At 38.4% G+C, this 24,987-nt stretch carries 21 protein-coding genes, 1 tRNA gene and 1 CRISPR repeat array (1 of these 23 cut by a window edge); of the genes, 5 read left to right on the top strand and 17 right to left on the bottom strand.

The features are described from left to right. Positions 1–2,593: direct repeats of the CRISPR family, unit length 36 nt; unit sequence GTTGTACAGTTACTTAAATCTTGAGAGTACAAAAAC; it reaches 740 nt to the left of the window's first position. A 70-nt stretch (positions 2,594–2,663) separates the two neighbouring features. The 10 genes from csn2-St to B7717_RS07050 all read right to left on the bottom strand — a co-directional run bounded on the left by csn2-St (position 2,664) and on the right by B7717_RS07050 (position 10,843). Then, the gene (gene csn2-St / locus B7717_RS07095; RefSeq protein ID WP_042902414.1) at positions 2,664–3,707 is read right to left on the bottom strand and encodes a CRISPR-associated protein Csn2-St; all 1,044 of its coding nucleotides are present in this window, start codon (positions 3,705–3,707) and stop codon (positions 2,664–2,666) included. Continuing rightward, entirely contained in the window at positions 3,704–4,027 is a 324-nt protein-coding gene (cas2, locus tag B7717_RS07090; RefSeq protein WP_001268300.1) for a CRISPR-associated endonuclease Cas2, read from the bottom strand. Before cas2 ends, csn2-St begins: the two co-directional genes overlap by 4 nt. 4 nt (positions 4,028–4,031) lie before the next feature. Then, a complete protein-coding gene (gene cas1 / locus B7717_RS07085) occupies positions 4,032–4,940 on the bottom strand; it encodes a type II CRISPR-associated endonuclease Cas1 (RefSeq protein WP_084944451.1) in 909 nt (302 codons plus the stop codon). 177 nt (positions 4,941–5,117) lie between these two features. Further along, positions 5,118–8,522, bottom strand: a complete 3,405-nt coding sequence (gene cas9, locus B7717_RS07080) for a type II CRISPR RNA-guided endonuclease Cas9 (protein WP_084944450.1) — start codon at positions 8,520–8,522, stop codon at positions 5,118–5,120. A gap of 220 nt (positions 8,523–8,742) precedes the next feature. Next, positions 8,743–8,814, bottom strand: a tRNA-Arg gene (locus tag B7717_RS07075). 41 nt (positions 8,815–8,855) lie between these two features. Continuing rightward, positions 8,856–9,203, bottom strand: coding sequence for a 50S ribosomal protein L19 (gene rplS / locus B7717_RS07070; protein ID WP_001068669.1), 348 nt, complete (start codon positions 9,201–9,203; stop codon positions 8,856–8,858). Positions 9,204–9,321: 118 nt separating this feature from the next. After that, the gene (crcB, locus tag B7717_RS07065) at positions 9,322–9,651 is read right to left on the bottom strand and encodes a fluoride efflux transporter CrcB (protein WP_084936706.1); all 330 of its coding nucleotides are present in this window, start codon (positions 9,649–9,651) and stop codon (positions 9,322–9,324) included. Then, positions 9,645–10,019, bottom strand: a complete 375-nt coding sequence (crcB, locus tag B7717_RS07060; RefSeq protein WP_084944449.1) for a fluoride efflux transporter CrcB — start codon at positions 10,017–10,019, stop codon at positions 9,645–9,647. The genes crcB (B7717_RS07065) and crcB (B7717_RS07060) overlap by 7 nt, the downstream gene beginning before the upstream one ends. Further along, the gene (locus B7717_RS07055) at positions 10,016–10,282 is read right to left on the bottom strand and encodes a chorismate mutase (protein ID WP_084851695.1); all 267 of its coding nucleotides are present in this window, start codon (positions 10,280–10,282) and stop codon (positions 10,016–10,018) included. The genes crcB (B7717_RS07060) and B7717_RS07055 overlap by 4 nt, the downstream gene beginning before the upstream one ends. A gap of 117 nt (positions 10,283–10,399) precedes the next feature. Beyond that, positions 10,400–10,843, bottom strand: coding sequence for a flavodoxin (locus tag B7717_RS07050; RefSeq protein WP_001162125.1), 444 nt, complete (start codon positions 10,841–10,843; stop codon positions 10,400–10,402). Between the two features lie 103 nt (positions 10,844–10,946). On the opposite strand from B7717_RS07050, the gene B7717_RS07045 reads away from it, so the two are divergent. The 3 genes from B7717_RS07045 (at position 10,947) to B7717_RS07035 (ending at position 13,226) form a co-directional block, all read left to right on the top strand. Beyond that, positions 10,947–11,891 carry a DHH family phosphoesterase gene (locus tag B7717_RS07045; protein WP_084944448.1) on the top strand — a complete coding sequence of 315 codons (945 nt, stop codon included), beginning with the start codon at positions 10,947–10,949 and terminating at the stop codon, positions 11,889–11,891. A gap of 107 nt (positions 11,892–11,998) precedes the next feature. Continuing rightward, complete coding sequence (locus B7717_RS07040) at positions 11,999–12,820, top strand: lantibiotic ABC transporter permease (protein WP_084944447.1); 822 nt, start codon at positions 11,999–12,001, stop codon at positions 12,818–12,820. Positions 12,821–12,983: 163 nt separating this feature from the next. Beyond that, positions 12,984–13,226 (top strand): type B 50S ribosomal protein L31, encoded by a 243-nt coding sequence (locus B7717_RS07035; protein ID WP_000710762.1) that lies wholly within the window; start codon positions 12,984–12,986, stop codon positions 13,224–13,226. A 116-nt stretch (positions 13,227–13,342) separates the two neighbouring features. Here B7717_RS07035 and B7717_RS07030 read toward each other — a convergent pair whose 3' ends face one another. The 7 genes from B7717_RS07030 to B7717_RS07000 all read right to left on the bottom strand — a co-directional run bounded on the left by B7717_RS07030 (position 13,343) and on the right by B7717_RS07000 (position 22,500). Continuing rightward, positions 13,343–14,677, bottom strand: coding sequence for an Nramp family divalent metal transporter (locus B7717_RS07030; RefSeq protein WP_084944701.1), 1,335 nt, complete (start codon positions 14,675–14,677; stop codon positions 13,343–13,345). Positions 14,678–14,896: 219 nt separating this feature from the next. After that, the gene (carB, locus tag B7717_RS07025; protein WP_084944446.1) at positions 14,897–18,073 is read right to left on the bottom strand and encodes a carbamoyl-phosphate synthase large subunit; all 3,177 of its coding nucleotides are present in this window, start codon (positions 18,071–18,073) and stop codon (positions 14,897–14,899) included. A 448-nt stretch (positions 18,074–18,521) separates the two neighbouring features. Beyond that, the gene (locus tag B7717_RS07020; RefSeq protein ID WP_084944445.1) at positions 18,522–19,601 is read right to left on the bottom strand and encodes a carbamoyl phosphate synthase small subunit; all 1,080 of its coding nucleotides are present in this window, start codon (positions 19,599–19,601) and stop codon (positions 18,522–18,524) included. Positions 19,602–19,650: 49 nt separating this feature from the next. Then, positions 19,651–20,574 carry an aspartate carbamoyltransferase catalytic subunit gene (locus B7717_RS07015; RefSeq protein ID WP_070696987.1) on the bottom strand — a complete coding sequence of 308 codons (924 nt, stop codon included), beginning with the start codon at positions 20,572–20,574 and terminating at the stop codon, positions 19,651–19,653. 18 nt (positions 20,575–20,592) lie between these two features. Further along, entirely contained in the window at positions 20,593–21,114 is a 522-nt protein-coding gene (gene pyrR / locus B7717_RS07010) for a bifunctional pyr operon transcriptional regulator/uracil phosphoribosyltransferase PyrR (RefSeq protein ID WP_000850018.1), read from the bottom strand. A 213-nt stretch (positions 21,115–21,327) separates the two neighbouring features. Continuing rightward, a complete protein-coding gene (gene nth, locus B7717_RS07005) occupies positions 21,328–21,957 on the bottom strand; it encodes an endonuclease III (RefSeq protein ID WP_070696985.1) in 630 nt (209 codons plus the stop codon). Beyond that, complete coding sequence (locus tag B7717_RS07000; RefSeq protein WP_070696982.1) at positions 21,958–22,500, bottom strand: YceD family protein; 543 nt, start codon at positions 22,498–22,500, stop codon at positions 21,958–21,960. A gap of 167 nt (positions 22,501–22,667) precedes the next feature. Between B7717_RS07000 and B7717_RS06995 the strand changes: the two genes are divergently transcribed. After that, positions 22,668–22,997, top strand: a complete 330-nt coding sequence (locus B7717_RS06995; protein WP_084944444.1) for a helicase BlpT — start codon at positions 22,668–22,670, stop codon at positions 22,995–22,997. A gap of 332 nt (positions 22,998–23,329) precedes the next feature. Next, complete coding sequence (locus B7717_RS06990) at positions 23,330–24,889, top strand: ATP-binding cassette domain-containing protein (protein ID WP_084944443.1); 1,560 nt, start codon at positions 23,330–23,332, stop codon at positions 24,887–24,889. The last annotated feature ends 98 nt before the right edge of the window (positions 24,890–24,987 follow it).

Here is a 24,987-nt window from a genome sequence, read left to right as displayed (position 1 = left end):
AAATCTTGAGAGTACAAAAACTTATTGTTCATCTGTATCACTCCTTTATATGTTGTACAGTTACTTAAATCTTGAGAGTACAAAAACAGATTGTCGAACTTGTTCAATTGTCGTCACGTTGTACAGTTACTTAAATCTTGAGAGTACAAAAACTTATTGTTCATCTGTATCACTCCTTTATATGTTGTACAGTTACTTAAATCTTGAGAGTACAAAAACAGATTGTTTTCCCACCAAATGAATAGCCAGGTTGTACAGTTACTTAAATCTTGAGAGTACAAAAACGAGATATTTCTATTTTAAACATCAAGATATGTTGTACAGTTACTTAAATCTTGAGAGTACAAAAACGGCTACGGCTAAGACGGTCCAACTTATAGAGTTGTACAGTTACTTAAATCTTGAGAGTACAAAAACCATTGCTTGCATAATGTGTTATATAATGATGTTGTACAGTTACTTAAATCTTGAGAGTACAAAAACCAGCTTCTATCCCATTTGCTATCGCTCTGGGTTGTACAGTTACTTAAATCTTGAGAGTACAAAAACATATACTTTAGGGGGGGCAAAAAGTCAGTAGTTGTACAGTTACTTAAATCTTGAGAGTACAAAAACCCCCAAAACCGCATAGAAGCCCAAACAGACGTTGTACAGTTACTTAAATCTTGAGAGTACAAAAACTATTACCTAGGAGCCTTTGACCGTGATGATGTTGTACAGTTACTTAAATCTTGAGAGTACAAAAACCAATCGCCGAAGTCGATTCATGAAGTGGCTGTTGTACAGTTACTTAAATCTTGAGAGTACAAAAACGGTGTATCTACTGCTATTATCAACGGTATTGTTGTACAGTTACTTAAATCTTGAGAGTACAAAAACTTATCTCCTTGCAAGTTTGATAGATCCTTTGTTGTACAGTTACTTAAATCTTGAGAGTACAAAAACGGTCCTGCATCATGTATTCAATTTGATCACGTTGTACAGTTACTTAAATCTTGAGAGTACAAAAACAGATGGTAGAGTCTGCGCATTACTACGCTAGTTGTACAGTTACTTAAATCTTGAGAGTACAAAAACCTAATTCCTCGTGAGTATTTTCTTTAATAAGTTGTACAGTTACTTAAATCTTGAGAGTACAAAAACGAAGATGGATACATGGTGACGAGCTGGCGTGTTGTACAGTTACTTAAATCTTGAGAGTACAAAAACAAATCTCCAATGTAGCCATATTCTCTTTTTGTTGTACAGTTACTTAAATCTTGAGAGTACAAAAACAGATACCTCTGATATCTTTATCTCGAACTTGTTGTACAGTTACTTAAATCTTGAGAGTACAAAAACCTCTCCCTTTCTTTATCTTGATTATATTATGTTGTACAGTTACTTAAATCTTGAGAGTACAAAAACAGTATTGACTTCTTCTTCAAACAAATCAATGTTGTACAGTTACTTAAATCTTGAGAGTACAAAAACTCTATCACAGACACGCATCGCCATGTGTTTGTTGTACAGTTACTTAAATCTTGAGAGTACAAAAACCTTCATGTTAGCGAGTGCGTTTGATTGAGAGTTGTACAGTTACTTAAATCTTGAGAGTACAAAAACAATAAAGTAAGGTTTAGCGTCTGGGTCTTTGTTGTACAGTTACTTAAATCTTGAGAGTACAAAAACAAGGTCAACTTTTCGCCTTGATTGAGGGTAGTTGTACAGTTACTTAAATCTTGAGAGTACAAAAACTAACTGGATGTTGAGGTGCTGGAGGGTTCAGTTGTACAGTTACTTAAATCTTGAGAGTACAAAAACTTACCGGAGGAATTAGTAAATTCTTAAAAAGTTGTACAGTTACTTAAATCTTGAGAGTACAAAAACTTAAAAATTTCCAAGATGATATACTTCCCAGTTGTACAGTTACTTAAATCTTGAGAGTACAAAAACTTATTATAATTCGATATCTTATTAAGACTTGTTGTACAGTTACTTAAATCTTGAGAGTACAAAAACAACGTGCTACTCCTGATTGAGCCTTATTGGTTGTACAGTTACTTAAATCTTGAGAGTACAAAAACTGAACTAGCTTGAAACATTGTAAAACTCAGGTTGTACAGTTACTTAAATCTTGAGAGTACAAAAACACTGATTCAATAGTCTGATATGATTGTCTCGTTGTACAGTTACTTAAATCTTGAGAGTACAAAAACTATCATCATAACTCATATAATAAATAGTTAGTTGTACAGTTACTTAAATCTTGAGAGTACAAAAACATCAGCTTCAGTATTTGATGAACCAATAAGTTGTACAGTTACTTAAATCTTGAGAGTACAAAAACGGGTTTGGTAACATCGTAACACCATAAGGAGTTGTACAGTTACTTAAATCTTGAGAGTACAAAAACTATTTGAAAGGTCAATGTTTTGCTTTAACAGTTGTACAGTTACTTAAATCTTGAGAGTACAAAAACGTGTTTGTGTCCCAGAATGAGTTAAATATTGTTGTACAGTTACTTAAATCTTGAGAGTACAAAAACTTTCATGTTTTCTGACTTCACACATTGCACGTTGTACAGTTACTTAAATCTTGAGAGTACAAAAACCTCAAATTCGTCAATTTTAATTTTTGTTCCCTCAAAAACATTATAAAGCCTTAAAACTCACTCGTCAATACTATTCTTCCAAATATTTCAATAACATTGGATTGACTGATTCAATACAGAATTTTGTTTTCATTTTGTACTGATACAAATTATTCAAAATTTTTAATGCTACTTGATCTTCTACAGATAAACTCATGTGGAGAATGTCCGAGCTAAATAAATAGGATCCAATTTTTCTTAAAGAGGTTAAAAATTCTTGTTCATCAGGTATTTGATTTGTTGGATACTGATTGATAAAGCGATCATACATGAATTCTAGCGAATAAAAATGATCAACATAATCAGAAACAATATTGATTTCCTCTAAAACTTCTTTCGTGACATGAAGATAACCTTCATTGGAAGGAAATAAAACAATATATAATGAATCGCTATGATTAGTCAGAAACTCCATTTTCTCGCAACATTCAACAAAATCATTATAGGATAGAAAATCGTCCAAATTTCGTAAGACAAGCAAAAACTTTTCAGAACTGTTTGTCGCCATAATTTCTAACATGGAAAGAAATAATAAAAACTTTATCTTATTGTCTACAAACTCAAAGGATATATTTTTATCATTTGCTCCAAAGTATGGTAAAAAATTTTTTTGAATTAATTGATCAGCATTAAAATATTTTGCTTCGCTATGATAAACGATATCATCAATTTGAAGATTCAACTTCTGATTCAATAGAAGTGAAATCCTATCCAAATTATCATTGATATTTTCAATTTGCTCCATTATCTCAATAGAAGTAATTTTTTTCTTTATATAACCATAAGCTACTGTCCCTTTTTTATATTCCATTTGTTCAATCAAATCATTGATATTGGATATTTGAATAACACTAAATTCTGAACGGGAAAAAACTGTATCATCTATTAGTATTTTAGGCTCATTTTGTTCAAATAGAACCAAATCTTCCTCACTATATTTTTTTCCTCCAAAATACCATAATAGTATCTGCCAAATATAGTACTTTAGTTGCTGATCTTGACCTACAATTTGAGTAAATTGACCAAAACTTAATGAAATATTATCCTTATACGGATGACTAATGTTCATTTTCATATAACTACCAACTTATTATCGCTGACTACTTCTTCTTGCTTTGTTTTTCCACCAATTATTAAAACCATTTCAGAAAATTGTTTCTCTGTTACTGCAAGTAAACGGACATTCCCACTTGGTAAATTACTCTGGCTTAATTTTTTATAGAATTTACTTGCAAAACTTCGATTAGGACAGGTTCGATAATAAACAGAAAACTGCAACATTTCAAAACCATTGGCAATTAAATCTTTCCGAAAGTTACGATAGACCCTTTTTTCTTGATTTGTTTCCATTGGTAAATCAAAAAAACACAATAATCTCAATGCTTCATACCTCATTTCTTTAACTCCATTCTACACTCGAAACCACCGGACAGTAAAATTTACTAGTATCCTTATCAGAGATACATTTTAGAAAACCTTTGACATATTTATCCATTGCTACCGTTACAGAACACGTTTCTTTCCCATAACGAATCTTTGCGTTCAGTGTATCTGTCAACGCAAGACGAAATTCATATTTCAAATACTCTTCATCTCGTAAATTTTGATAAACCCAGACATCGATAATCTGCCGAAAAGGTTCCATTAGATCATCAACCAGGTTAAATTGGTTATATTCATTCTTATGAAAAATTCCTATTAAGGGATTCAAACCATACCCAGAAATAATACGTGCCATTTGCGCTCTCATGATTGCATAACCATAATTTAGACCAGCATTGATGACATCCGTTTCCTGTTGTGTAAGACGTACGAATTTTTTTCCAAAGAGTTCGTTAAAATAGACTTTTGCAGCATGACCTTCGCGGTTGGTTTTATCTCCATATTCAATATGATCTTTATAGTCTGCTAATAATTGAATGCAATCAATATTCTTCTCAAACATTGCAAGAACATCTTGCTGATTGTTTATTTTGAAATAAGTAACTATCTGCCATAATTTATCTTTCTGTTCCTGCGTCCACAATAATTGCTCCTGTAATTTTTTATAGGCTCTAAAATGGCCATTTTGAGAATGATAAATTCCTGTAGGCAAGTGCTCATTATCACAGACAATTAAAGCAATATTATACTTACTTAAAGCACTTAATAACCTTAAAGTTACAACAGTCTCCCCTCCTTCTGCTACAATTATCGAAATATCACTCAGTGGGATAACATAGTCTTGACCCATTTTCTTAATTAAAAGGTTATCTAACTTTAATTGCATTTTTTCACTCTGACAGATATGCACAATTCTCCAAGTCATCGTATTTTCCTCTTTCACAAAACGAAAACACCCCGCCATAAATGACAGGGTGTTGAATTCGGCATGAAGCCTTATCTTTGTAGCTTCTGCAAGATTTAAGTAACTGTGCAAGGCGTCCCTTACATTTACTATTATAATACATTGTACAAGCGTTTGCAACTCTTTTTTAAATATTTTTTAAAATTTGAGTTTTGGTTCGTCACCCTCTTTTTTGATGAAATGTTTATTACCCAAAACATCTGTTTTGACTTTGTAAATAGAAAGATTTTCTATCTGCATATTTTTTTGTAATTGATTAGAGGAAGGTGGCACCTTTCCTAATACCTTCAGTTCTTCTCCTTTCTCAAATCTTGCTTTTTCATAAGGTTTCAATTCTATTTTATGTTTTTCAAAACTTTTTGGATTATCTTTCCCAGTACGAGACCAAAACCTAAAAATTTGTTGACAATTCGTTTCAGTATCTTTGATTAAAATTAAATCATTTTTATATAGAGTAAACTTAAATTCAGAATTTTTACCAATTCCCTCTTTCTCTCTTAATTCATTATACGTCTCTGTAGAAATACCATAAGCACCACCTTCTTCAAAAGGCAAATCTGCATACTTTAATCCTAAAAATTCATATTTTTTAGTTTCCATATTGTAATACACATCTGTTCTCCAAGGATTTAAAGATAACAAAGCTACAGTATTTCGGCTCCCTTCAGGAGTTATATTTTTGTGTTTACCTAATAAAATATCGTAATATTTCAGACTTTTAATTTCTGGACCATTGCCTTTTTTACTGTACTTACGGATTGGCCCATTTTCTTGTCTATATTTCTCAAATGGATTAAAATCGACTAATTTTCCAGTTTTATCGTATTCTTTAAATGGTCGATATTGTTCCATTATCTTCTCGATTACTTCATCCCAAGTTTTTCTATCTTTCTGAAACATTAAAAATTGGGATTTATCCTTATTGTATAAATCTAAAAACTTATAGAACCCAGTTTTAGAAGGGGCTTTAGTCCCTAAAGAATAGATATCTTTAATTTTTCCCAAAGTATAAGTGTATTCTTTTTTCTCTTTATCTAATTTTGCTTTTCTTGTTGCATAAATCGTAGCATCTGAAATTTTTCGATTAAATTTTGAATCTACTTGATAAGAAAATAGAATACTATCCTCAAACTTCTTGCTACGCAATGTATCAACAAAATGGTCATAAGGAGCTTTAAACACTAACTCTTTGTATTCATCATCAGTTAATGAAATAATTTCTCCAGTCTCTGAATCAACGAATTGTCCTTCTTTATAAGAAATCAGAGAATTATTCTGTTTTTTCCATAACCTTAATTGACTAGAAGCGGCAATAATCAAGGCATCCACAGCATGGTGGTGATAGGTTTCACGAGATTTTTCAAGTCCCCACTTTCTTCTTAGCTGAGAGGTAAATTGTCCACGTACCACCGAAATAGTTGTATCGAATTTATGCGCTTTATAAAAATCTTGTAGAGCATTTAAAACAACTCGAGAAGAATATCGAGTGTCAATTAAATTCCGTTCGATGAATTTCTGCTTCACTTCAATTTTACTAATATCTTCTTCCGTTAAAAGGTACTCTTTCTTTTTATTACCTAATAATTTAGACTCTTTTACATAAGATTTAAACTCACGGTAGGACCAGGCATCATCCATACTATCTAAAGCCTGAAACGGAGTACGTTGGCCTTTTTCTTGGTTTGCTGTAGCTAGAACCAATACTTTATTAGATAGACTATCATCAAACGATAAAGAAAGAGGTAAAATATGGTCAATTTCGTACTTGTACTGATTGTGAATTAAATCTGAAATTGGAATGTTCTTCCCAGTATAGAGACACTTCTCTCCCTGCTGGTGCCATAAACGAATCTTAGTAGCCAATTCCTTCTGCCCATGAAAAATACTATCTGGTAACTCTTTTTTCCCATTGTATTGGAATGCAGCCTTTTCCATAGCTGCATTTTTCTCATCTTGGTTTGCCTTTTGACGTTTTATATAATCTTTCTTAGCGTCTTCTTCGTTATTTTCACGCGCCATTTCGATAACGATATTATCAAAGATACCATGTTTTTTAGTTGCTTCATTGATTATCTTTATGGCCTGTCTGACAGATTTTGCTACTACAGGGTTATAAATTTCTTCTGTTAATTCTTTTTCATCAATATACTTGGTTCTTTTTGATATTTCTTTAGATTTTTGTTTCCCCAATCGTGTTAGAATTGTCATTTGCTCTTCTGAAGTTTCATAGAGTTCTGGTATCAATTCCATCATGAGTTTAAGAGAAAAATTATGCCATCCCTTACTAAATAGACTGCTATTATTTTTTCTAAATTGAACTAATTCAAGTACTTGGTCTTGACTAAAAGAATCCTTTAACTTTGTGTTAATCGCTTCTTCTATACCTTCTCGTTCAGTATTTAGAGTTAAAATATGGGCAAGCTCATCTAGAACATTTCTAGACAATTCCCCAACTGAAATTGTTTCTAGCGATTGCATTTTTCGATATGCTTCAAAAGTATGTATTTCAGGTTTATTGTTTACATCAACTCGATAACCACGTATCTGATCTACTGAAGCATCAATCATTTTAGCAATGTACTTCAATAAGGTTGAGGCTCCTAAGGTTTTAGCTTCCTTAGCATACTCAACAATAACTTTCTTTTGTTCCTCACTAAGTTTCTTCGTTTCTGTAGGAACTGTTAAATTATTTAAATCATTTAGTAAATTAAACTCTTGAGCAGTATAGGAAGCTTTTGAAGCTCTGTATTCATCCGGATAAAATGTACATTTCCCAATTAAAATACCAAAAATATTATCTAACGTCGTACCGTCTGTTCTAAAACGTCCATAATCCGTCCGAGATTTTTCATTACCTGGTCCATGATAATATTTTCTTTTCCCTGTAAGGATTTTTAGACAATCCTCTATAAATTCATCTGTAATTTTACTATTGAATTCCTGCTGTTTTCTAAGAATTCTTTCAGCTTCTTTTCTATAAGCAGATGTTGAAAAAACATTGATCAATCGGCGTTTCTCACCATTTTCCACAACAGTGAAATCTCCTCTTACCTGACCATATTTTTCGAAACGTTCTAGTTGGATTTGACCAGGTGTTTGTTCAGCAAGTAATTTTCTATTTTCTTCAACTGCCTTACCATAATCAGATGATACTGTACCCCCATCCTCAGAAGCATCATCTAAATAGCTAATACCACGTCTCTTAACAATGTTCTTTAAAGCTATGAACAGCTCTTCATTCGTTAGTTGCTGATTCAAGCCATCTACACGAAGTCGATATGGATTAAGATTAATGGATACCTTAGAAAAATCAGTTAACAAACCATAGTCTTCAAATAGATCTTGAAAGCGAACACCACGGTGTTTTTTCCTACGATGTAATCGTCGAGCCTGTCTATTTTTTCTTCTTTCAACATTATTATCAGCTGTTGCAGCTGGAAAAAGACGAGAATTCGCATGGATAATCTTTCCAGAATTTTTTTCTAGAATTCCCACTCCTACGGATGCAATACCAATATCCAATCCTAAAACTAAACCGTTCATAGTCAATCTCCTAACTAGTTATCATATCAACTAAATTTTACTCTTTCCTTCCTAAAAAATCAAATAATTATAAGCAATTACTTAAAATCTTTTACTATATATAATTATATTCAAATTCTCCCACTTCCATCATTTACCACAAACAAAAAAGCGTGGTCTCACGCTTTTAGATTTCTATTTTAACTTGAGTGATTTCTACATAAAAAATCAATAGTTTATATGCCCCCTGCAGGGATCGAACCTGCAACTACTCCTTAGGAGGGAGTTGTTATATCCATTGAACTAAGGGAGCTAGAGAAAAACCCTGCTGGGTGAGCAGAGTTTTTAGTCGAATTAACGACGGATTTCTTTGATACGAGCTGCCTTACCTTGAAGAGCACGCAAGTAGTACAATTTCGCACGACGTACTTTACCGTAACGAACAACTTCGATTTTTTCAACACGTGGAGTGTGAATTGGGAAGATACGCTCAACACCTACACCGTTAGAGATTTTACGAACTGTGTAGTTTTCTGAGATGCCAGCACCTTTACGTGCGATAACAACACCTTCAAAAATCTGGATACGTTCACGGTTACCTTCGACAACTTTCGCGTGTACACGAACTGTGTCACCAGGACGGAATGATGGGATATCTGTACGAAGTTGACCTTCAGTCAAGCTTTGGATTAATGGATTCATTTTATTCTCCTATCTTTGTCAATCTTGAGGAACCTTCCTCAGCGGATAAACTGTATTTTTGTGCGTCCATTACACACAAGATACAGTTTACCAAATTTCCACCTAAAAGTAAAGAAATTTATAGCAGAATTCCTAAAAAAATCGCTAGAAAACCGCCTATGTAAGTTAAGAGAAAATAGCTATAAAATACCTTCTTGTCACTTAACAGTCTTTGCAGCTCATCATTCAAGGTTGAAAAGGTCGTCAACCCTCCACAAAAACCTGTCGCTAGGATAGCATAGATTTCCTTGGACTCCACATGATTGTAGAGTAAGCCAATTAAAAAACATCCTATAAGATTGGCTATGAGAGTTCCTAGAGGTAATTTTGAAGCTTGATTATAGCGGGAAAAGAAATAACGCACCAGGGCTCCGAACCCGCAGGCGATTGCAAGATAAACGATTACCATTTCTTCCTCCCTAGAACATAAGCCAAGAGTAGACCTCCACCAATACTCAAAAGTAAGTAAATGCCTAAACTAAGATAACGCCCGGTATCGAGCAATTTCACAGCATCAAGCATTAGACTAGAAAAGGTTGTCAGGCCTCCACAAAATCCTGTCCCCAGCGCCAAAACCAAGCCTTTACTAGTTTCCTTATAGACCAGATAGCCTTTCACCAGATAGACCAAGCAGAAAATTCCCAGATAGTTGACAAGGAGGGTGCCCCAAGGAAAGTCTGGACTGGCTGGTAACCAAGTAGAAACCAGATAGCGGACAAGGCCTCCCACCATTGCAGCCAGAAAAATTCCTAGCGGATAGAATTGTTCTTTTTTCATTTGATATTTTGATCCTGATAATCACGCGAACGTTTGAGAATGTCTGAAAAAGTCGCAACAATGGTCTCCTGATAGCGCTTATCTTCTACTCGATTTCTGACTTTTTCAAAAATGATTTCTTCTCGCTTGGTATCTAAGATTGGCTTACCAGATGCTTTCTTATAAGCGACAACCCCTTCAACTAAGTGCATCCGTTCTTCTAGGAGCTTAACGATTTGGTCGTCGATTTGATCAATTTCTTGCCGAATAATATCTAAATTCATACAGTCTCCTCCTTTATTTGAATTATTGTATCAAAAAGCCACCAAATAGGCTAGTAAAATCCCAAAATAACTAATAAAAAAACGCACTGACTTCTTCCAGTCAGTGCAGCTTGATTTTTATCCTACTTTTGCAGCCAATTCTTCTGCGAATTGTTCCAAACGTTCGATGTCTTCTTCTTCGGCAGAGAGGTCCACTTTAACACACTCTGAACCTTTTTCTGCTCCTGTCGCTACAAATACGCGATCAAAGTCATCAACAGCCTTACAGAATTCATCGTAGAAGGTATCTCCTGAACCTACCACTCCGTAAATTTTGCCATTCAAGTTGAGATCTGCTAGGTCTTCGTAGAAGTCCATCATCTCATCTGGCAATTCTCCATCACCGTAAGTATAAGTCGCAACGATTGCAATATCCGCCTCCAAGAAGTCTGAAGCGTCAACAGTCGTACATTCATCCACATCGACATCCAAGCCCAAGTCACGCAATTTATCTGCTACAATATCTGCAATTTCTTCGGTATTACCGGTCATACTGGCAAATACAATTTTTGCTAATGCCATATCGTCCTCCTCAATTTATCTTTCTCCATTATATCATATCTTTTTCATTTTAAAAATAAAAATTCTTGTGCTACAATGAAATGAGAAAGAATTGAGGTTATTTATGGAAATTTACCAGCAAATCTTAGAGAAAATCAAAGAATACGATACCATTATCATTCACCGTCATATGAAACCAGACCCTGATGCCTTAGGGAGTCAGGTAGGTTTGAAAGCTCTTCTCACTCACCATTTTCCAGAAAAGACCATCAAAGTAGTTGGTTATAACGAACCAACTCTAACATGGATGGCGGAAATGGATACTGTCCAAGACAGTGACTACCACGAAGCTCTTGCTATTATTTGTGATACAGCAAATCGTCCTCGTATCGATGATAAACGCTACGAACAAGCTGCTTTCACCATCAAAATCGATCACCATCCAAATGATGATATCTATGGTGACCTATCTTGGGTGGATACAAGTTCAAGCAGTGCCAGTGAGATGATTGCATTATTTGCTCAAGAAAATCAGCTAGCTTTGTCTAGTGAAGCGGCACGACTTCTCTATGCAGGAATTGTCGGGGACACAGGGCGTTTTCTCTACCCATCAACTAGTGCTCGTACCTTTAGAATAGCTGCCCAGCTCCGAGAAATTGATTTTGATTTTGCTGGACTATCTCGTCAAATGGATACCATGAGCTTTAAGATTGCAAAACTGCAAGGGTATGTTTATGATCACTTAGAAGTTGATGAGAATGGGGCTGCACGCGTTCTGCTTACTCAAGACATCTTGGAAAAATATAAGGTTACGGATGCTGAAACAGCAGCGATTGTTGGGGCACCTGGTCGAATTGATACTGTTAAGGCTTGGGCTATCTTTGTTGAGCAAGCTGATGGTCACTTCCGTGTACGTATGCGCAGTAAAATCACTCCTATCAATGAAATTGCCAAACAACACGACGGAGGAGGGCATCCATTAGCCAGTGGCGCCAATTCCTATAGTCCAGAAGAAAACGAACAAATATACAAAGAACTGAAAGAGGCTCTACAGATTCACCAAGGCTAAGAAAGAATTTTCTTGGCCTTTTATATGCTAGATTCTTAAAATATACGGTTTCTTTGTACCTCAGTTTATGGTATAATAAATCAAACTGAATAAAAGGAGACTTAATAATGGAAAAAAATCGTTTGTTTATCCTCATTTCTGCTGGAGTAGCAATCCTTGGTTCACTCTTGCCATGGGCTAGTTTAAATGCAGGTTCTTTTGGGTCCTATAGCGTGAATGGTTACCAAGGAGATGGGTGGTTTGTCATTATCGCAGCTATTGTGTCTATTGTTCTTGCGTGCTTGAATAATATGAATAAAGCAATGTCTAAGGGATTCTCAATTGGTGTCATTGTCGCGGGTGCAATTGCAACTCTCGTTACACTAAATAGTCTCTTTAATGTAAATAAGTACATGTCTAACTTTGGTGGATATGGCATTTCAATCGGCTTTGGTTTGATTTTAGCCATTCTTGCTAGCATTGCACTAGTTGTAACTGGTCTCTTGGCAATGTCAGGTGGTAAAATTACAAAAGAATCATTTACTGAATTAGCTGAGTCTGGTAAAGATTTTGCTCAAACTGTCGGACGTGTAACAAGCTCTACCGTTAAAACTGCGGTCGAAGAAATCAAAAAAGAATCTCAAGAACGTAAAAAAGAAGAAACTACTGCTGAAAAAACGGAGACAGCTAAAGAGGAAACCGAGCAAAAAGAAGAAGCTAAGGAACCAGCTAATGTGGAAGCTGAATCAGCAGCAGAAAACGCAGAACCAGTAAAAGAAGAAACTACTGAATCTGAATCTGAAACAAAAACAGAAGCTGAGCCAGTAGCCGAACCAACAGAAACAGAGGCTGAAGCTGAAACTGTAACAGAATCAACAGAAACAGAACCTACTGAAACTGAAAAAGAGGCTAAATCAGCAGAAGAAAAAGCTCCAAATCAAGAGAACTAATCATTCTTCTACCCTCACTCCAGTAAACAATGGGGTGATTTTTTATCAAGATTTTTAATAAAATCAGGGAAAAGACTTGCCAAACTTATCAGAATCTGATAGACTAGTATGGTAACAATCTATGGCTCGCAAAGAGACCATGGCAGAAAGGAAATATTGCAAAATGAAAAAAGATATCCATCCAGAATATCGCCCAGTTGTCTTCATGGACACAACTACTGGTTACAAATTCCTTAGCGGTTCAACAAAACGCTCTAACGAAACTGTTGAGTTCGAAGGCGAAACTTACCCATTGATCCGTGTGGAAATTTCATCAGACTCACACCCATTCTACACTGGACGTCAAAAGTTCACTCAAGCAGATGGACGCGTGGATCGTTTCAACAAAAAATACGGTCTCAAATAATGATAAAAAAGAACAGTTGCCACTGTTCTTTTTTTGTACTTCTTTTTATGAACCAACCACTACCACTTTCTATTTGTCAACCTTCACGCTGACGCTATGATTGATTTCAAACGAGGTTAAAAAATATCGAAAAGAAGCTTGATATTGAGAATGGTCAAGATGATTGAAACTGCGTAACCTAGGATAGTGTTCCACTTAGCATTGGTAAATTCTCCCATCAGTGACTTCTTAGAGGTCAGATAGATTAAGGGGAAGATTGAAAACGGAAGAGCGATTGACAGAAAGACTTGTGAATAGACCAATAACTGATCCAAAGTTTTTTCTTGATGCCCAAACAAGACAGCAACAATAATCACAGGAAGCAAGGCAAAAATACGGGTACCGATACGGATAATCCACTGAGGCAATCTTAGATGTAAGAAACCTTCCATGACAATCTGTCCTGTCAAGGTACCTGTAATGGTCGAATTTTGTCCACTTGCTAAGAGGGCTAGGGCAAATAAAGTTGACAGAGTTGAACTAGCTATCGCTCCTGCTATTGTCGAATCCTGTAAAGCATTGTACATTTGAGAAAAAGCTGAAATTTCAGATGCATGACCAAAAAAGAGAGATGCCCCTAAAATGAGAAGCAAGGAATTGACAATAAAGGCTAGGGACAACTGAAGATTTGAATCCCAGGTCATAAAACGCACGGCTTTTCGAACATCCTTCTTATCTTTGTGATTGATTTTCCTTGTTTGGGATAGGGATGAATGAAGATAGAGATTATGGGGCATGACTGTCGCTCCCACAATTCCTAGAGCCAAGGTCAATTGGCTTTCATGACCTGGTAACGGTGTTTCAAATAAAGTTGAAGTCGGTAAATAACCACCAAAGATACCCTGAATACTTGGATTGGATAAGGCTACCAGATAGGTAAAGATGGCTAATATGGTTAAAATAAGGGTCGTAACAATGGCTTCAATTTTTTTGAAGCCAAATTTCATCAACAACAACAAAAGAAATACATCTAAAACGGTTAAGAGGATAGCGACCATAATCGGTATTTTAAATAAAAGATTTAAGGCAATCGCTGAGCCTAAAACCTCGGCTAAGTCGGTCGCCATTAAAGCTAATTCTAAAATCACCCATAAACTATAGCGAAGCCATTTGGGAGCATGATGTGCAGTTGCCTGTGCTAGGTCCATCCTAGTCACGATACCGAGCTTTCCAGCCATCTGTTGTAACTGCATAGCAATGATGGATGAAATCAAAATAACAAATAAGAGACTATATTTGTAGGAAGCACCACCAACCACACTGGTAATCCAGTTTCCAGGATCCATATAACCAACTGCTACAAGGGCTCCAGGTCCTAAGAATGCTTTTAGATTTTGCCAAAAATGATTGTTATTGGGAGTTTCAATAGATTGGTTGATCTCAGAAAGAGAGACTTTTTTGTAAGAAGACATCGGAATTTTACACTTTCTAATCTTGTCTTTACCTATTTTATTAATGGATTTTTTTGAAAATATCATGAAAATAGTTTCCTATTTCCAATTCTTCCTTAATTATATCACATTTTGGAATGATTCTTAAGGAAAGAATGATGGTTGAAATAGGCAATTTCTGTATTGCAAAAGCCAGCGTTTTCTGACGCTGGCTTTAAAACTGTGAAAATTCTTTCTCAACTAGATCGCTTCTGTGACAAAACTACGGCTTTCTAGCACCTTGAGCATGGCATTAGCTGTATCTAGAGCTGTAAAGAGTGGCACACCGTGTTCAATGGCTGAACGACGGATTTGCTCACCATCTTCGTCAGCAGTTCGTTTGGTTCCGACAGTATTGATGATCGCTTGGATTTTCCCTTTGCGGACAAAGCTTGGGATATCCTGTTCATCGTCACCAATCTTACCAACAGGTTGGGCTTGAAGTCCATGACTGGCAAAGAAGGCTGCTGTCCCTTCTGTCGCAAGGATACCATAACCGATATTTTGGAAACGATGAGCCAAGTCCAAGGCTTCATCTTTGGCATCATCAGCAATGGTAAATACAACGTTACCAAAAGTTGGCAAGTGCAGGTAAGAAGCTTCAAAAGCTTTATAGAGAGCTTTTTCCAAAGTCGTATCAGAACCCATAACTTCCCCTGTTGACTTCATTTCAGGCCCGAGTAAGCTATCTACCTTAGCTAGTTTCGTAAAGGAGAAGACTGGTGCCTTGATATGAACGCGAGTGCTTTCTGGATAAAGTCCATCTTGGTAGCCAAGTTCTTCAAGACTTTGCCCAAGAATGAGCTTAGTCGCTACCTGAGCCATAGGAATATTAGTTACCTTAGAAAGGAATGGCACCGTACGGCTGGCACGTGGATTGACCTCAATAACGTAGACTTTTTCATCCTTGATGACAAACTGGATATTCATCATTCCGAGACAGTTAAGACCGATTGCTAGGCGTTTAGTATAGTCTGCGATGGTTTCCTGTACCTTTTGAGACAAGGTTTGTGGTGGGTAAACGGCCATTGAGTCACCTGAGTGGACACCAGCACGTTCGATGTGCTCCATGATACCAGGGATGAGGACATTTTTTCCGTCTGAAATAGCATCAACTTCACACTCTTGCCCAACGATATAAGAATCGACAAGAACTGGGTGGTCTGGACTAGCCTTAACAGCAGTTCGCATGTAAGAACGAAGGTCTTCCTCATTTTCCACGATTTCCATAGCACGTCCACCCAAGACATAAGAAGGACGAACGAGAACTGGGAAGCCAATTTTGCGAGCAGCAAGCACCGCTTCTTCTTCATTGGTAGCCGTTTGTCCTGGTGGCTGTGGAATATCCAGGTCTTTTAGAGCTTGCTCGAAGAGGTCACGGTCTTCGGCACGGTCTAGATCAGCGACTTGCGTACCAAGGATGGTCACACCTGCTTTTGCCAAGGGCTCTGCAAGGTTGATAGCTGTTTGACCACCAAACTGAACGATAACGCCTTTTGGTTGCTCCAAGTCGATAACATTCATGACATCTTCGAATGTCAATGGTTCAAAGTAAAGTTTGTCTGATACCGAGAAGTCTGTTGAAACTGTCTCTGGATTTGAGTTCATGATGATAGCTTCATAACCAGCAGCCTGAATCGCCTTAACAGAGTGAACGGTTGCGTAGTCAAACTCAACCCCTTGTCCGATACGGATTGGACCTGAACCTAGGACTAGGACAGATTCCTTGTCAGACTTGATAGACTCGTTTTCCCAGCCATAGGTTGAATAGAAGTATGGTGTTTCAGAGTCAAACTCCGCCGCACAGGTATCAACCATCTTGTAAACTGGGACAATCTTATTCTCCAAACGTAGTTGGCGAACTTGGTCGGCAGTCGTTTCCCAAAGCTCCGCAATCTTGCGGTCTGAAAATCCATTGAGTTTAGCTGTTTTCAAGACTTCTAGATCTTGTGGATGGGCACCCAATTCTTGCTCAATTTCAAAGATGTGCAAGAGTTTATCCAGATAGAAGATATCAATCTTGGTCAATTCAGCGATTTCTTCTGGTGTGTAACCACGGCGAATAGCTTCTGATACGTAGAAGAGACGGTCATCTTGGGCCTTGACAACCTTTTCAATCAAGGCATCATCTGAAACGGTTGCCAGTTCAGGCATTTCATTGTGGTGAACGCCAATTTCAAGTGAACGACATGCTTTAAGAAGTGACTCTTCGATGTTGCGTCCAATGGCCATAACTTCTCCAGTTGCCTTCATTTGGGTCCCAAGACGACGCTCACCTTTTTCAAACTTGTCAAATGGGAAACGTGGAATCTTAGCAACGACGTAGTCAAGGGCTGGCTCAAACATAGCATAAGTTGAACCTGTAACTGGGTTGATGACCTCATCCAAGGTCAAACCGACAGCAATCTTGGCAGCCAATTTGGCAATCGGATAACCAGTTGCCTTAGAAGCAAGCGCTGACGAACGCGATACACGAGGGTTTACTTCAATAACATAGTACTTAAAGCTGTGCGGATCAAGAGCTAGCTGAACGTTACAGCCGCCTTCAATCTTGAGGGCACGAATAATGCTCAAGCTCGCGTCACGGAGCATTTGGTTTTCATAGTCTGACATGGTTTGTGCAGGAGCAAATACGATGGAATCCCCTGTATGAATTCCAACGGGGTCAAAGTTTTCCATGTTACAAACAACCAAAGCATTGTCAGCCGAGTCACGCATGACCTCGTACTCAATTTCCTTGAAACCTGCGATTGAACGTTCAATCAAACATTGGGTAACAGGTGACAGTTTCAACCCATTTTCAGCGATTTCACGCAATTCTTCCTCGTTGGCACACATACCACCACCAGTACCACCTAGGGTAAAGGCTGGACGAACGATAACAGGGTAGCCGATTGATGCCGCAAAGGCAACAGCTTCTTCCACTGTGTTGACAATTTCAGATTCTGGAATTGGCTGCTCAAGCTCTTCCATCAATTGTTTAAAGAGGTCACGGTCCTCTGCTTGGTCGATGGCAGACAATTTAGTTCCCAGTAATTCGACACCCAATTCATCTAGAATACCATTTTTAGACAACTCCATGGCCATATTGAGTCCTGTTTGCCCACCAAGAGTTGGAAGCAAAGCATCTGGACGTTCCTTACGGAGAATACGTGTCACAAACTCAAGTGTAATCGGTTCAATATAAACCTTGTCAGCAATCTCCTTATCCGTCATGATGGTTGCAGGATTTGAGTTCACTAAGACAACTTCATAACCTTCCTCTTTCAAAGACAAACAGGCCTGGGTCCCAGCGTAGTCAAACTCAGCAGCCTGACCAATAATAATCGGACCAGAACCAATCACCATAATTTTTTGAATATCAGTACGTTTAGGCATTTATAAGATATTAAGGGCGTCAAGCGGACAAAGCTAAAATAGGAGTTATGACGAAGAACTATCAGTTCTAGGAATAACTATCTTTTTAGCGCCGTCCGTAGCCCGTATTCAGTTCAGCAAATACGGACCACCCTTCTCCTTTCTATTCGGCAACTCTCGGGTTGCCATTAAATAAATTCTCCGACGATTTTTTAGAGAAACGATATTTTTCGATAAAAAATCTAGTGCAGGGAGTTTTTAGTTCGCCCGATAGCGACTAAAAGAAACGACCTGCCTTTCTATTCGTCGCCTCACAGAGCGACATTAAATAAGATACAAAGGACGAATAGAAAGCGATTGAATTTTAGGAAACCAAGGAAGGATTGACAATCCAAGTTGGTTTCTCTAAATTCCGAGCTTTCCGTCCGTGTTCAGTTACATAAATTCTCTAACGAGCTTTTACTCGTTCTTAGTTTGCTTGTTTAAAAGCTTCCATCATCTCGATAAATTCATCAAATAGGTAGCTTGCGTCGTGTGGACCAGGAGCTGCGTCTGGGTGGAATTGTACAGAAAAACCTGGTTGGTATCTGTGGCGAACTCCTTCAACTGACTTGTCATTGATTTCTTCGTGGGTGATAATCAAGTGCTCTGGTAAGTCCTCACGGCTGACTGCATAACCATGGTTTTGGCTGGTAAAGTCTACACGTCCTGTTGCAATCTCACGTACCGCGTGGTTAAAGCCACGGTGACCAAATTTCATCTTGTAGGTCTTAGCCCCATTTGCCATGGCAAAGAGTTGGTGTCCCATACAAATACCAAAAATTGGAATTTTTCCTTGCACACCACGAATCATGTCCAGTGCTTCTGGAACGTCTTCTGGGTTTCCTGGACCATTTGACAACATAACTCCATCAGGATTGAGGTGGAGAATTTCTTCTGCCGTTGTTGAATAAGGAACAACCGTCACGTTACAGTTACGCTTAGAAAGTTCACGTAGGATTGAGTGCTTGAGACCAAAGTCCACTAGCACCACACTCAAACCAACTCCAGGAGCTGGATAGGAAGTTTTAGTAGAAACCTGCTTGATATTGTCTGTCGGCAAGACTGTTGCTTGGAGCTGATCCGTCACATGGTCCATGCTGTCCCCAACGTGAGTCAAAGTTGCACGCATCGTACCATGCTTACGGATAATCTTGGTAAGTGCACGCGTATCAATCGCTGAAATACCAGGAATTTTCTTAGCTTTCAAAAAATCATCCAAGGTCATTTGGTTGCGCCAGTTGCTAGCTCTACGCGCCTCTTCGAAAACGACAACTCCCTTACAAGTTGGAATGATGGATTCGTAATCATCACGATTAATGCCATAATTTCCTACCAAAGGATAGGTAAAGGTCAAGATTTGCCCATTATAAGACTGGTCAGTAATGGACTCTTGGTAGCCGGTCATCCCTGTGTTAAAGACGATTTCGCCTGTTACATCTATATCTGCTCCGAAGGCCTTGCCTTCAAAAACTGTGCCATCTTCTAATACTAGAAGTCTTTTTGTCATATTTTCACCTCTCGTGGACGCTCACTGGCGTCTTTTAACGTCTTGTGTTTTAGTTGGCGTTTCTACTCGCCAGTACGGATTCTAAGATTGCCATTCGAACAAAGACACCGTTGGTCATTTGTTGGACAATGCGTGATTTTGGCGCTTCAACCAAGTGGTCAGCAATTTCCACATCTCGATTCACCGGAGCAGGATGCATAATGATTGCTGTTTCTTTTAAGCGATTATAGCGTTCTTGGTTCAAACCGTGTTGAGCATGGTAGTCTTCTTTTGAAAAAACGGCTCCACTTTCATGGCGTTCATGTTGAACGCGGAGCAACATCAAAACATCCACCTGATCAACAATCTCATCAATAGTTACAAACTGTCCATAGTCCGCAAACTCTTGACTTCTCCATTCCTCAGGTCCTGCAAAGTACAGTTCAGCTCCCAAGCGTTTCAAAATTTGCATATTGGATTTGGCAACGCGTGAGTGGTCCAAGTCGCCTGCAATGGCAACTTTGAGACCCTCAAAGTGACCAAATTCCTCATAAATAGTCATCAAATCAAGCAAGCTCTGGCTAGGATGTTGTCCCGAACCATCACCACCATTGATAATGGAAGTTGTAATCGACGGACTTGCAATCAACTCTCTGTAATAGTCGACCTCTGGGTGGCGAATCACACAGACATCCACTCCTAGAGCAGATAGAGTCAAGATGGTATCATACAGTGTCTCACCCTTATTGACCGAACTAGTCTTCACATCAAAGTCCAGTCGCTCCAACCCTAGCTTAATCTCTGCCACTTCAAAGGACTTATGTGTCCGTGTAGAATCTTCAAAGAAGAGATTCGATACGATAGGTTTGTTCTCATAGGGAAGTTGGGCTCCGTTTTTAAACTCGATCCCTCGTTTGATCAATTTCATCACTTGATCAACTGTAAGGTCTTCCATAGAAACCACATGGTTCAATGCTTGTTGATTTTCTGACATGGCTACTCCTTCAGCTTTCTAAGCTTCTTCAGTAATCAGAACTCTGTCTTGGCCATCAAGTTCTGTCATCTCTACGATGATTTCTTCAGAACGGCTGGTTGGGATATTTTTCCCAACGTAATCTGGACGGATAGGCAATTCTCTATGTCCACGGTCAACTAGCACCGCAAGACTCACGCGCGCAGGACGACCATGGCCGACAATGTTATCAATAGCGGCGCGGATGGTACGGCCTGTATAGAGTACATCATCCACCAAGATAACTTCACGGTCTGTCACATCAACAGAAATCAAAGAAGTATCTTCTCCGCTTTTAACATCATCACGGAAAGGTTTGGTGTCCAATTCCACAACAGGAACAGTGATGTTTTCCAACTGCTCCAAGCGTTCTTTGATACGATGAGCGATGAAAACACCACGCGTTTTTATCCCAGCTAGGATAATTTTATTCAAATCCTTATTGCGCTCGATAATCTCATAAGTAATTCGCGTAATCGCTCGTTTGACAGTCAATTCGTCTACAACTTCTTTTGTCTTCATGACAAACCTCCAAAAAGAAAAGTCTCCTTCTACAAGGAGACTTGAAATGTATAGCCAAGCGAGCCCTACTGTATACAGTATAGACTTCACCCTTCTACTTTATCATCGCGCTCCTTGCCTGCCTCACGGGACAGGTTTAAAGGACTATTTAGTTACCATTTACTATAGCACAAAGCACCCTTAAAATCAAGCAAAAACTTTTTCAGAGTCCCCTTAAACATTACTAAAATCATATAATTGGGGATAGTGATCGCATTCTGGATTTTTGGGATGACAGATAGCTCGTCCAAAGTAAATCATGGCCTGGTGGGCTGCTAACCACTCTTCTGGTGGTAGGACGTCCATGACACGTTTTTCTACTTCAAGTGGTGTAGCTGATTTTTTAACGATATCGTGATGCTTACAGATACGCTCCACATGAGTATCCACTGCAAAAGCAGGAATTCCAAACCCCACACTCATGACGACATTTGCTGTTTTACGACCAACACCTGCTAGACTTTCTAATTCTTCACGTGTCTGAGGGACTTGACCATCAAAATCATCTAGTAACTGTTGAGCACATTTTTTAAGAAATTTAGCCTTATTTCGATACAGTCCCAGGCGAGAAATGTGTGAAGCAATTTCACTTTCAGTCGCGACAGACATGGCTTGTGGCGTTGGAAAAGCAGCAAAGAGAGCTGGTGTGGCCTTATTTACCGCTGCATCTGTCGTCTGAGCTGACAACATGACCGCAACCAGGAGTTCAAAATGATTGGTAAAATCAAGGCTGGGTTTGGCATCTGGAAAAAGGGCAATAATTTCCTCAATGACATAACGGGCACGTTTCTTGGATAAAACCATCTACTCGTCTCCATCAAATAGTCCTTGCAAGCCAGCAAATGGACTGTTTTCTTCTTTCTTGACTGCTTGTTGAGCTTGATATTCGTCTTCAGTCATGATTTGCCAGTCATTTCCTGACACAAAACCTTGGCCCGCCTCTTCTTCTGCCGTCAAGACCTTGATTGGGATATTGAGCAAGATATTATCTGCTACGCTCTCAGCAAGGTCGATTTCTCCATTTTCGATAGGCAAGACCAAATCATCATCTAGAACTTCCTGGTCCAGTTGGTTGGTCGCTCCTTCCATGAAAACTTCTGTGACTGGATAAGACTCAGCCAACTCAACTGGCTCCATACTACGGCTGGAAGCAAGAACAATGGTATATGACAACTGATAGTCTAAGAAATACAGACGGTCTTCGTACTGCACCTTCCCCACTGCAAGAATATCTTTGACATCTAAAATTTCTTGATTACGTGCACGCAAGTCAGATGCCAGGTCTAAAGCTTGTTCAAAATGTAGGCCTTCAGGCTGCTTACGAATTTCTTGAATATTTAACTTCATATTTCCTCCATAAAGATTTACTCACTTGATTATACCATGAAAAGGCTACAAGTCAGTCTTCCAAACTTTGATATTAAAATCTCCTTTTTAACATATTTACTATGACATATTTTCTGTTTAGTGCTATACTATAGGCAAGAATACATCAGAGCAAGGAGGATGCTCATATGGAAGACAAAGAACTAATCAACGAAGCTTACCAACTCCTATCCGAGTTAAATAAAAGCTACCAAAGCTGTAAACAAGGAACAGCCGATGATCTTCGACTGCAAGAGCTGCTGAACACCACTCTTGAGGAACTAAAAAAAGCAGAAAAGCTGGACAACAGTATCTTAATCGACCTTGAGAAATTTTACCAACGCACCAGTCTTCTGATTGGACTAGGGAGCCTAAAACTAAACGATCCAGCACGTACCGCTTGGCGTAACTATGACAAGTTCCATTACGAGCACGTCAAACACGTATTAACTCTTTATGGACCTGTTTTTGGATTTTAGAGTTTAGAATTTTGGATTTTCTATTGACAAAATTTCCTTAAAGGTATAGGATAGAGGTACTAATACTCGGAGGTAAGGGAGACATGAACAACTAAGTCTATCAAATAAAGAATCTTTATTTAGTAGATCTTGTTTTTGTCTCTTTTTGTGTGCTCTTTTCATACTAGATTTTCTAGTATCTTGTCCTCATTGAAAATCAAAAAACTAGAAAGCTATGCTCCTCTTGGGTTGGGTTAGGCAGCTCCAAGCTAGTTTGACGAGTTTTTTCAACGAGGATAATAGAGTTTTGACAGTGACTTTGGGCTCTACTAGATAAAGTAGAGCTTTTTGTTATGCACTATCGACATTCTAGAAAGGGCAACAATATGATAAAAATCAATCATCTAACTATCACGCAAAACAAAGATCTACGAGATCTTGTATCTGACCTAACCATGACTATCCAAGACGGAGAAAAGGTTGCTATTATTGGTGAAGAAGGAAATGGTAAATCGACTTTACTACGAGCTTTAATGGGGGAAGCATTATCTGATTTTACTATCAAGGGCGACATCCAGTCTGACCTTCAATCACTGGCATGCATTCCTCAAAAAATCCCTGAAATCCTGAAAAATAGGACTCTACATGACTACTTCTTTTTAGATTCTGCTGATTTAGACTACAGTATTCTTTATCGTTTGGCGGAGGAGTTGCACTTTGATAGCGACCGTTTTGCTAGCGACCAAGAGATTGGCAGTCTATCAGGGGGCGAAGCTTTGAAAGTTCAGCTCATCCATGAGTTAGCAAAACCATTTGAGATTCTATTTTTAGATGAACCTTCAAATGACTTAGACCTTGAGACAGTTGATTGGCTAAAAAGTCAGATTCGAAAGATGAGGCAAACAGTTATTTTCATTTCCCATGATGAAGACTTTCTCTCTCAGACAGCAGATACTATTGTCCACTTGCGACTGGTCAAACACCGGAAAGAAGCAGAAACACTAGTCGAGCATTTAGACTACGATAGCTATAGTGACCAGAGGAAGGCTAGTTTTGCCAGACAAAGCCAGCAAGCTGCTAACGACCAACGAGCCCATGATAAAACCATGGAAAAACATCGTCGCGTTAAGCAGAATGTAGAAAATGCTTTGCGAAATACTAAAAATGATGTTGCCGGGCGCCTATTGGCTAAAAAGATGAAAAATGTACTCTCTCAAGAAAAACGCTTTGAAAAGGAAGCCCAGTCCATGACCCAAAAGCCACTTGACGAGGAACAAATCCAACTTTTCTTTTCAGACGTCCAACCATTACCGGCTTCTAAAGTCTTAGTCCAACTGGAAAAAGAAAATTTGTCCATTGGAGAGCGCGTTTTAGCTCAGGGGTTACAACTAACTGTCCGTGGCCAAGATAAAATCGGTATCATTGGGCCAAATGGTGTTGGGAAATCAACTCTGTTAGCCAAGTTTCAACAACTGCTCAGCGCCAAAAGAGAGATTTCGCTTGGTTTTATGCCACAAGATTACCATAAAAAACTGCAATTGGATTTATCTCCAATAGCCTACCTCAGTCAAACTGGACGAAAAGAGGAACTACAGAAAATCCAATCTCACCTAGCCAGTCTCAATTTCAGCTATCCAGAGATGCACCACCAAATCCGCTCCCTATCTGGTGGGCAACAAGGTAAACTCCTACTTTTAGATTTAGTGTTGCGCAAACCAAACTATCTCCTTCTGGATGAGCCCACACGAAACTTTTCTCCCACTTCTCAACCCGAAATCAGAAAACTCTTTGCCTCTTATCCAGGTGGTCTGGTCACTGTTTCGCATGACAGACGTTTCTTAAAAGAGATTTGTACGAGTATCTATCGTTTGACAGAGGAAGGTTTGGAAGTCGTTGATTTACTAGATTTATAACTTTTGAACATAGCAAAAATCCAGAGGCGAACTCTGGATTCTTTGGGCTGTTTGAGCTAACTCAAACAGCTTGAAAGATACTCACTTAATCAGAAGAA

Source organism: Streptococcus oralis subsp. oralis (assembly GCF_002096495.1).
Classification (GTDB): Bacteria; Bacillota; Bacilli; order Lactobacillales; family Streptococcaceae; genus Streptococcus; species Streptococcus oralis_CU.
The sequence above is the reverse complement of the archived record's forward strand: the minus strand, read 5'-3'. Positions and strand labels throughout refer to the sequence as shown.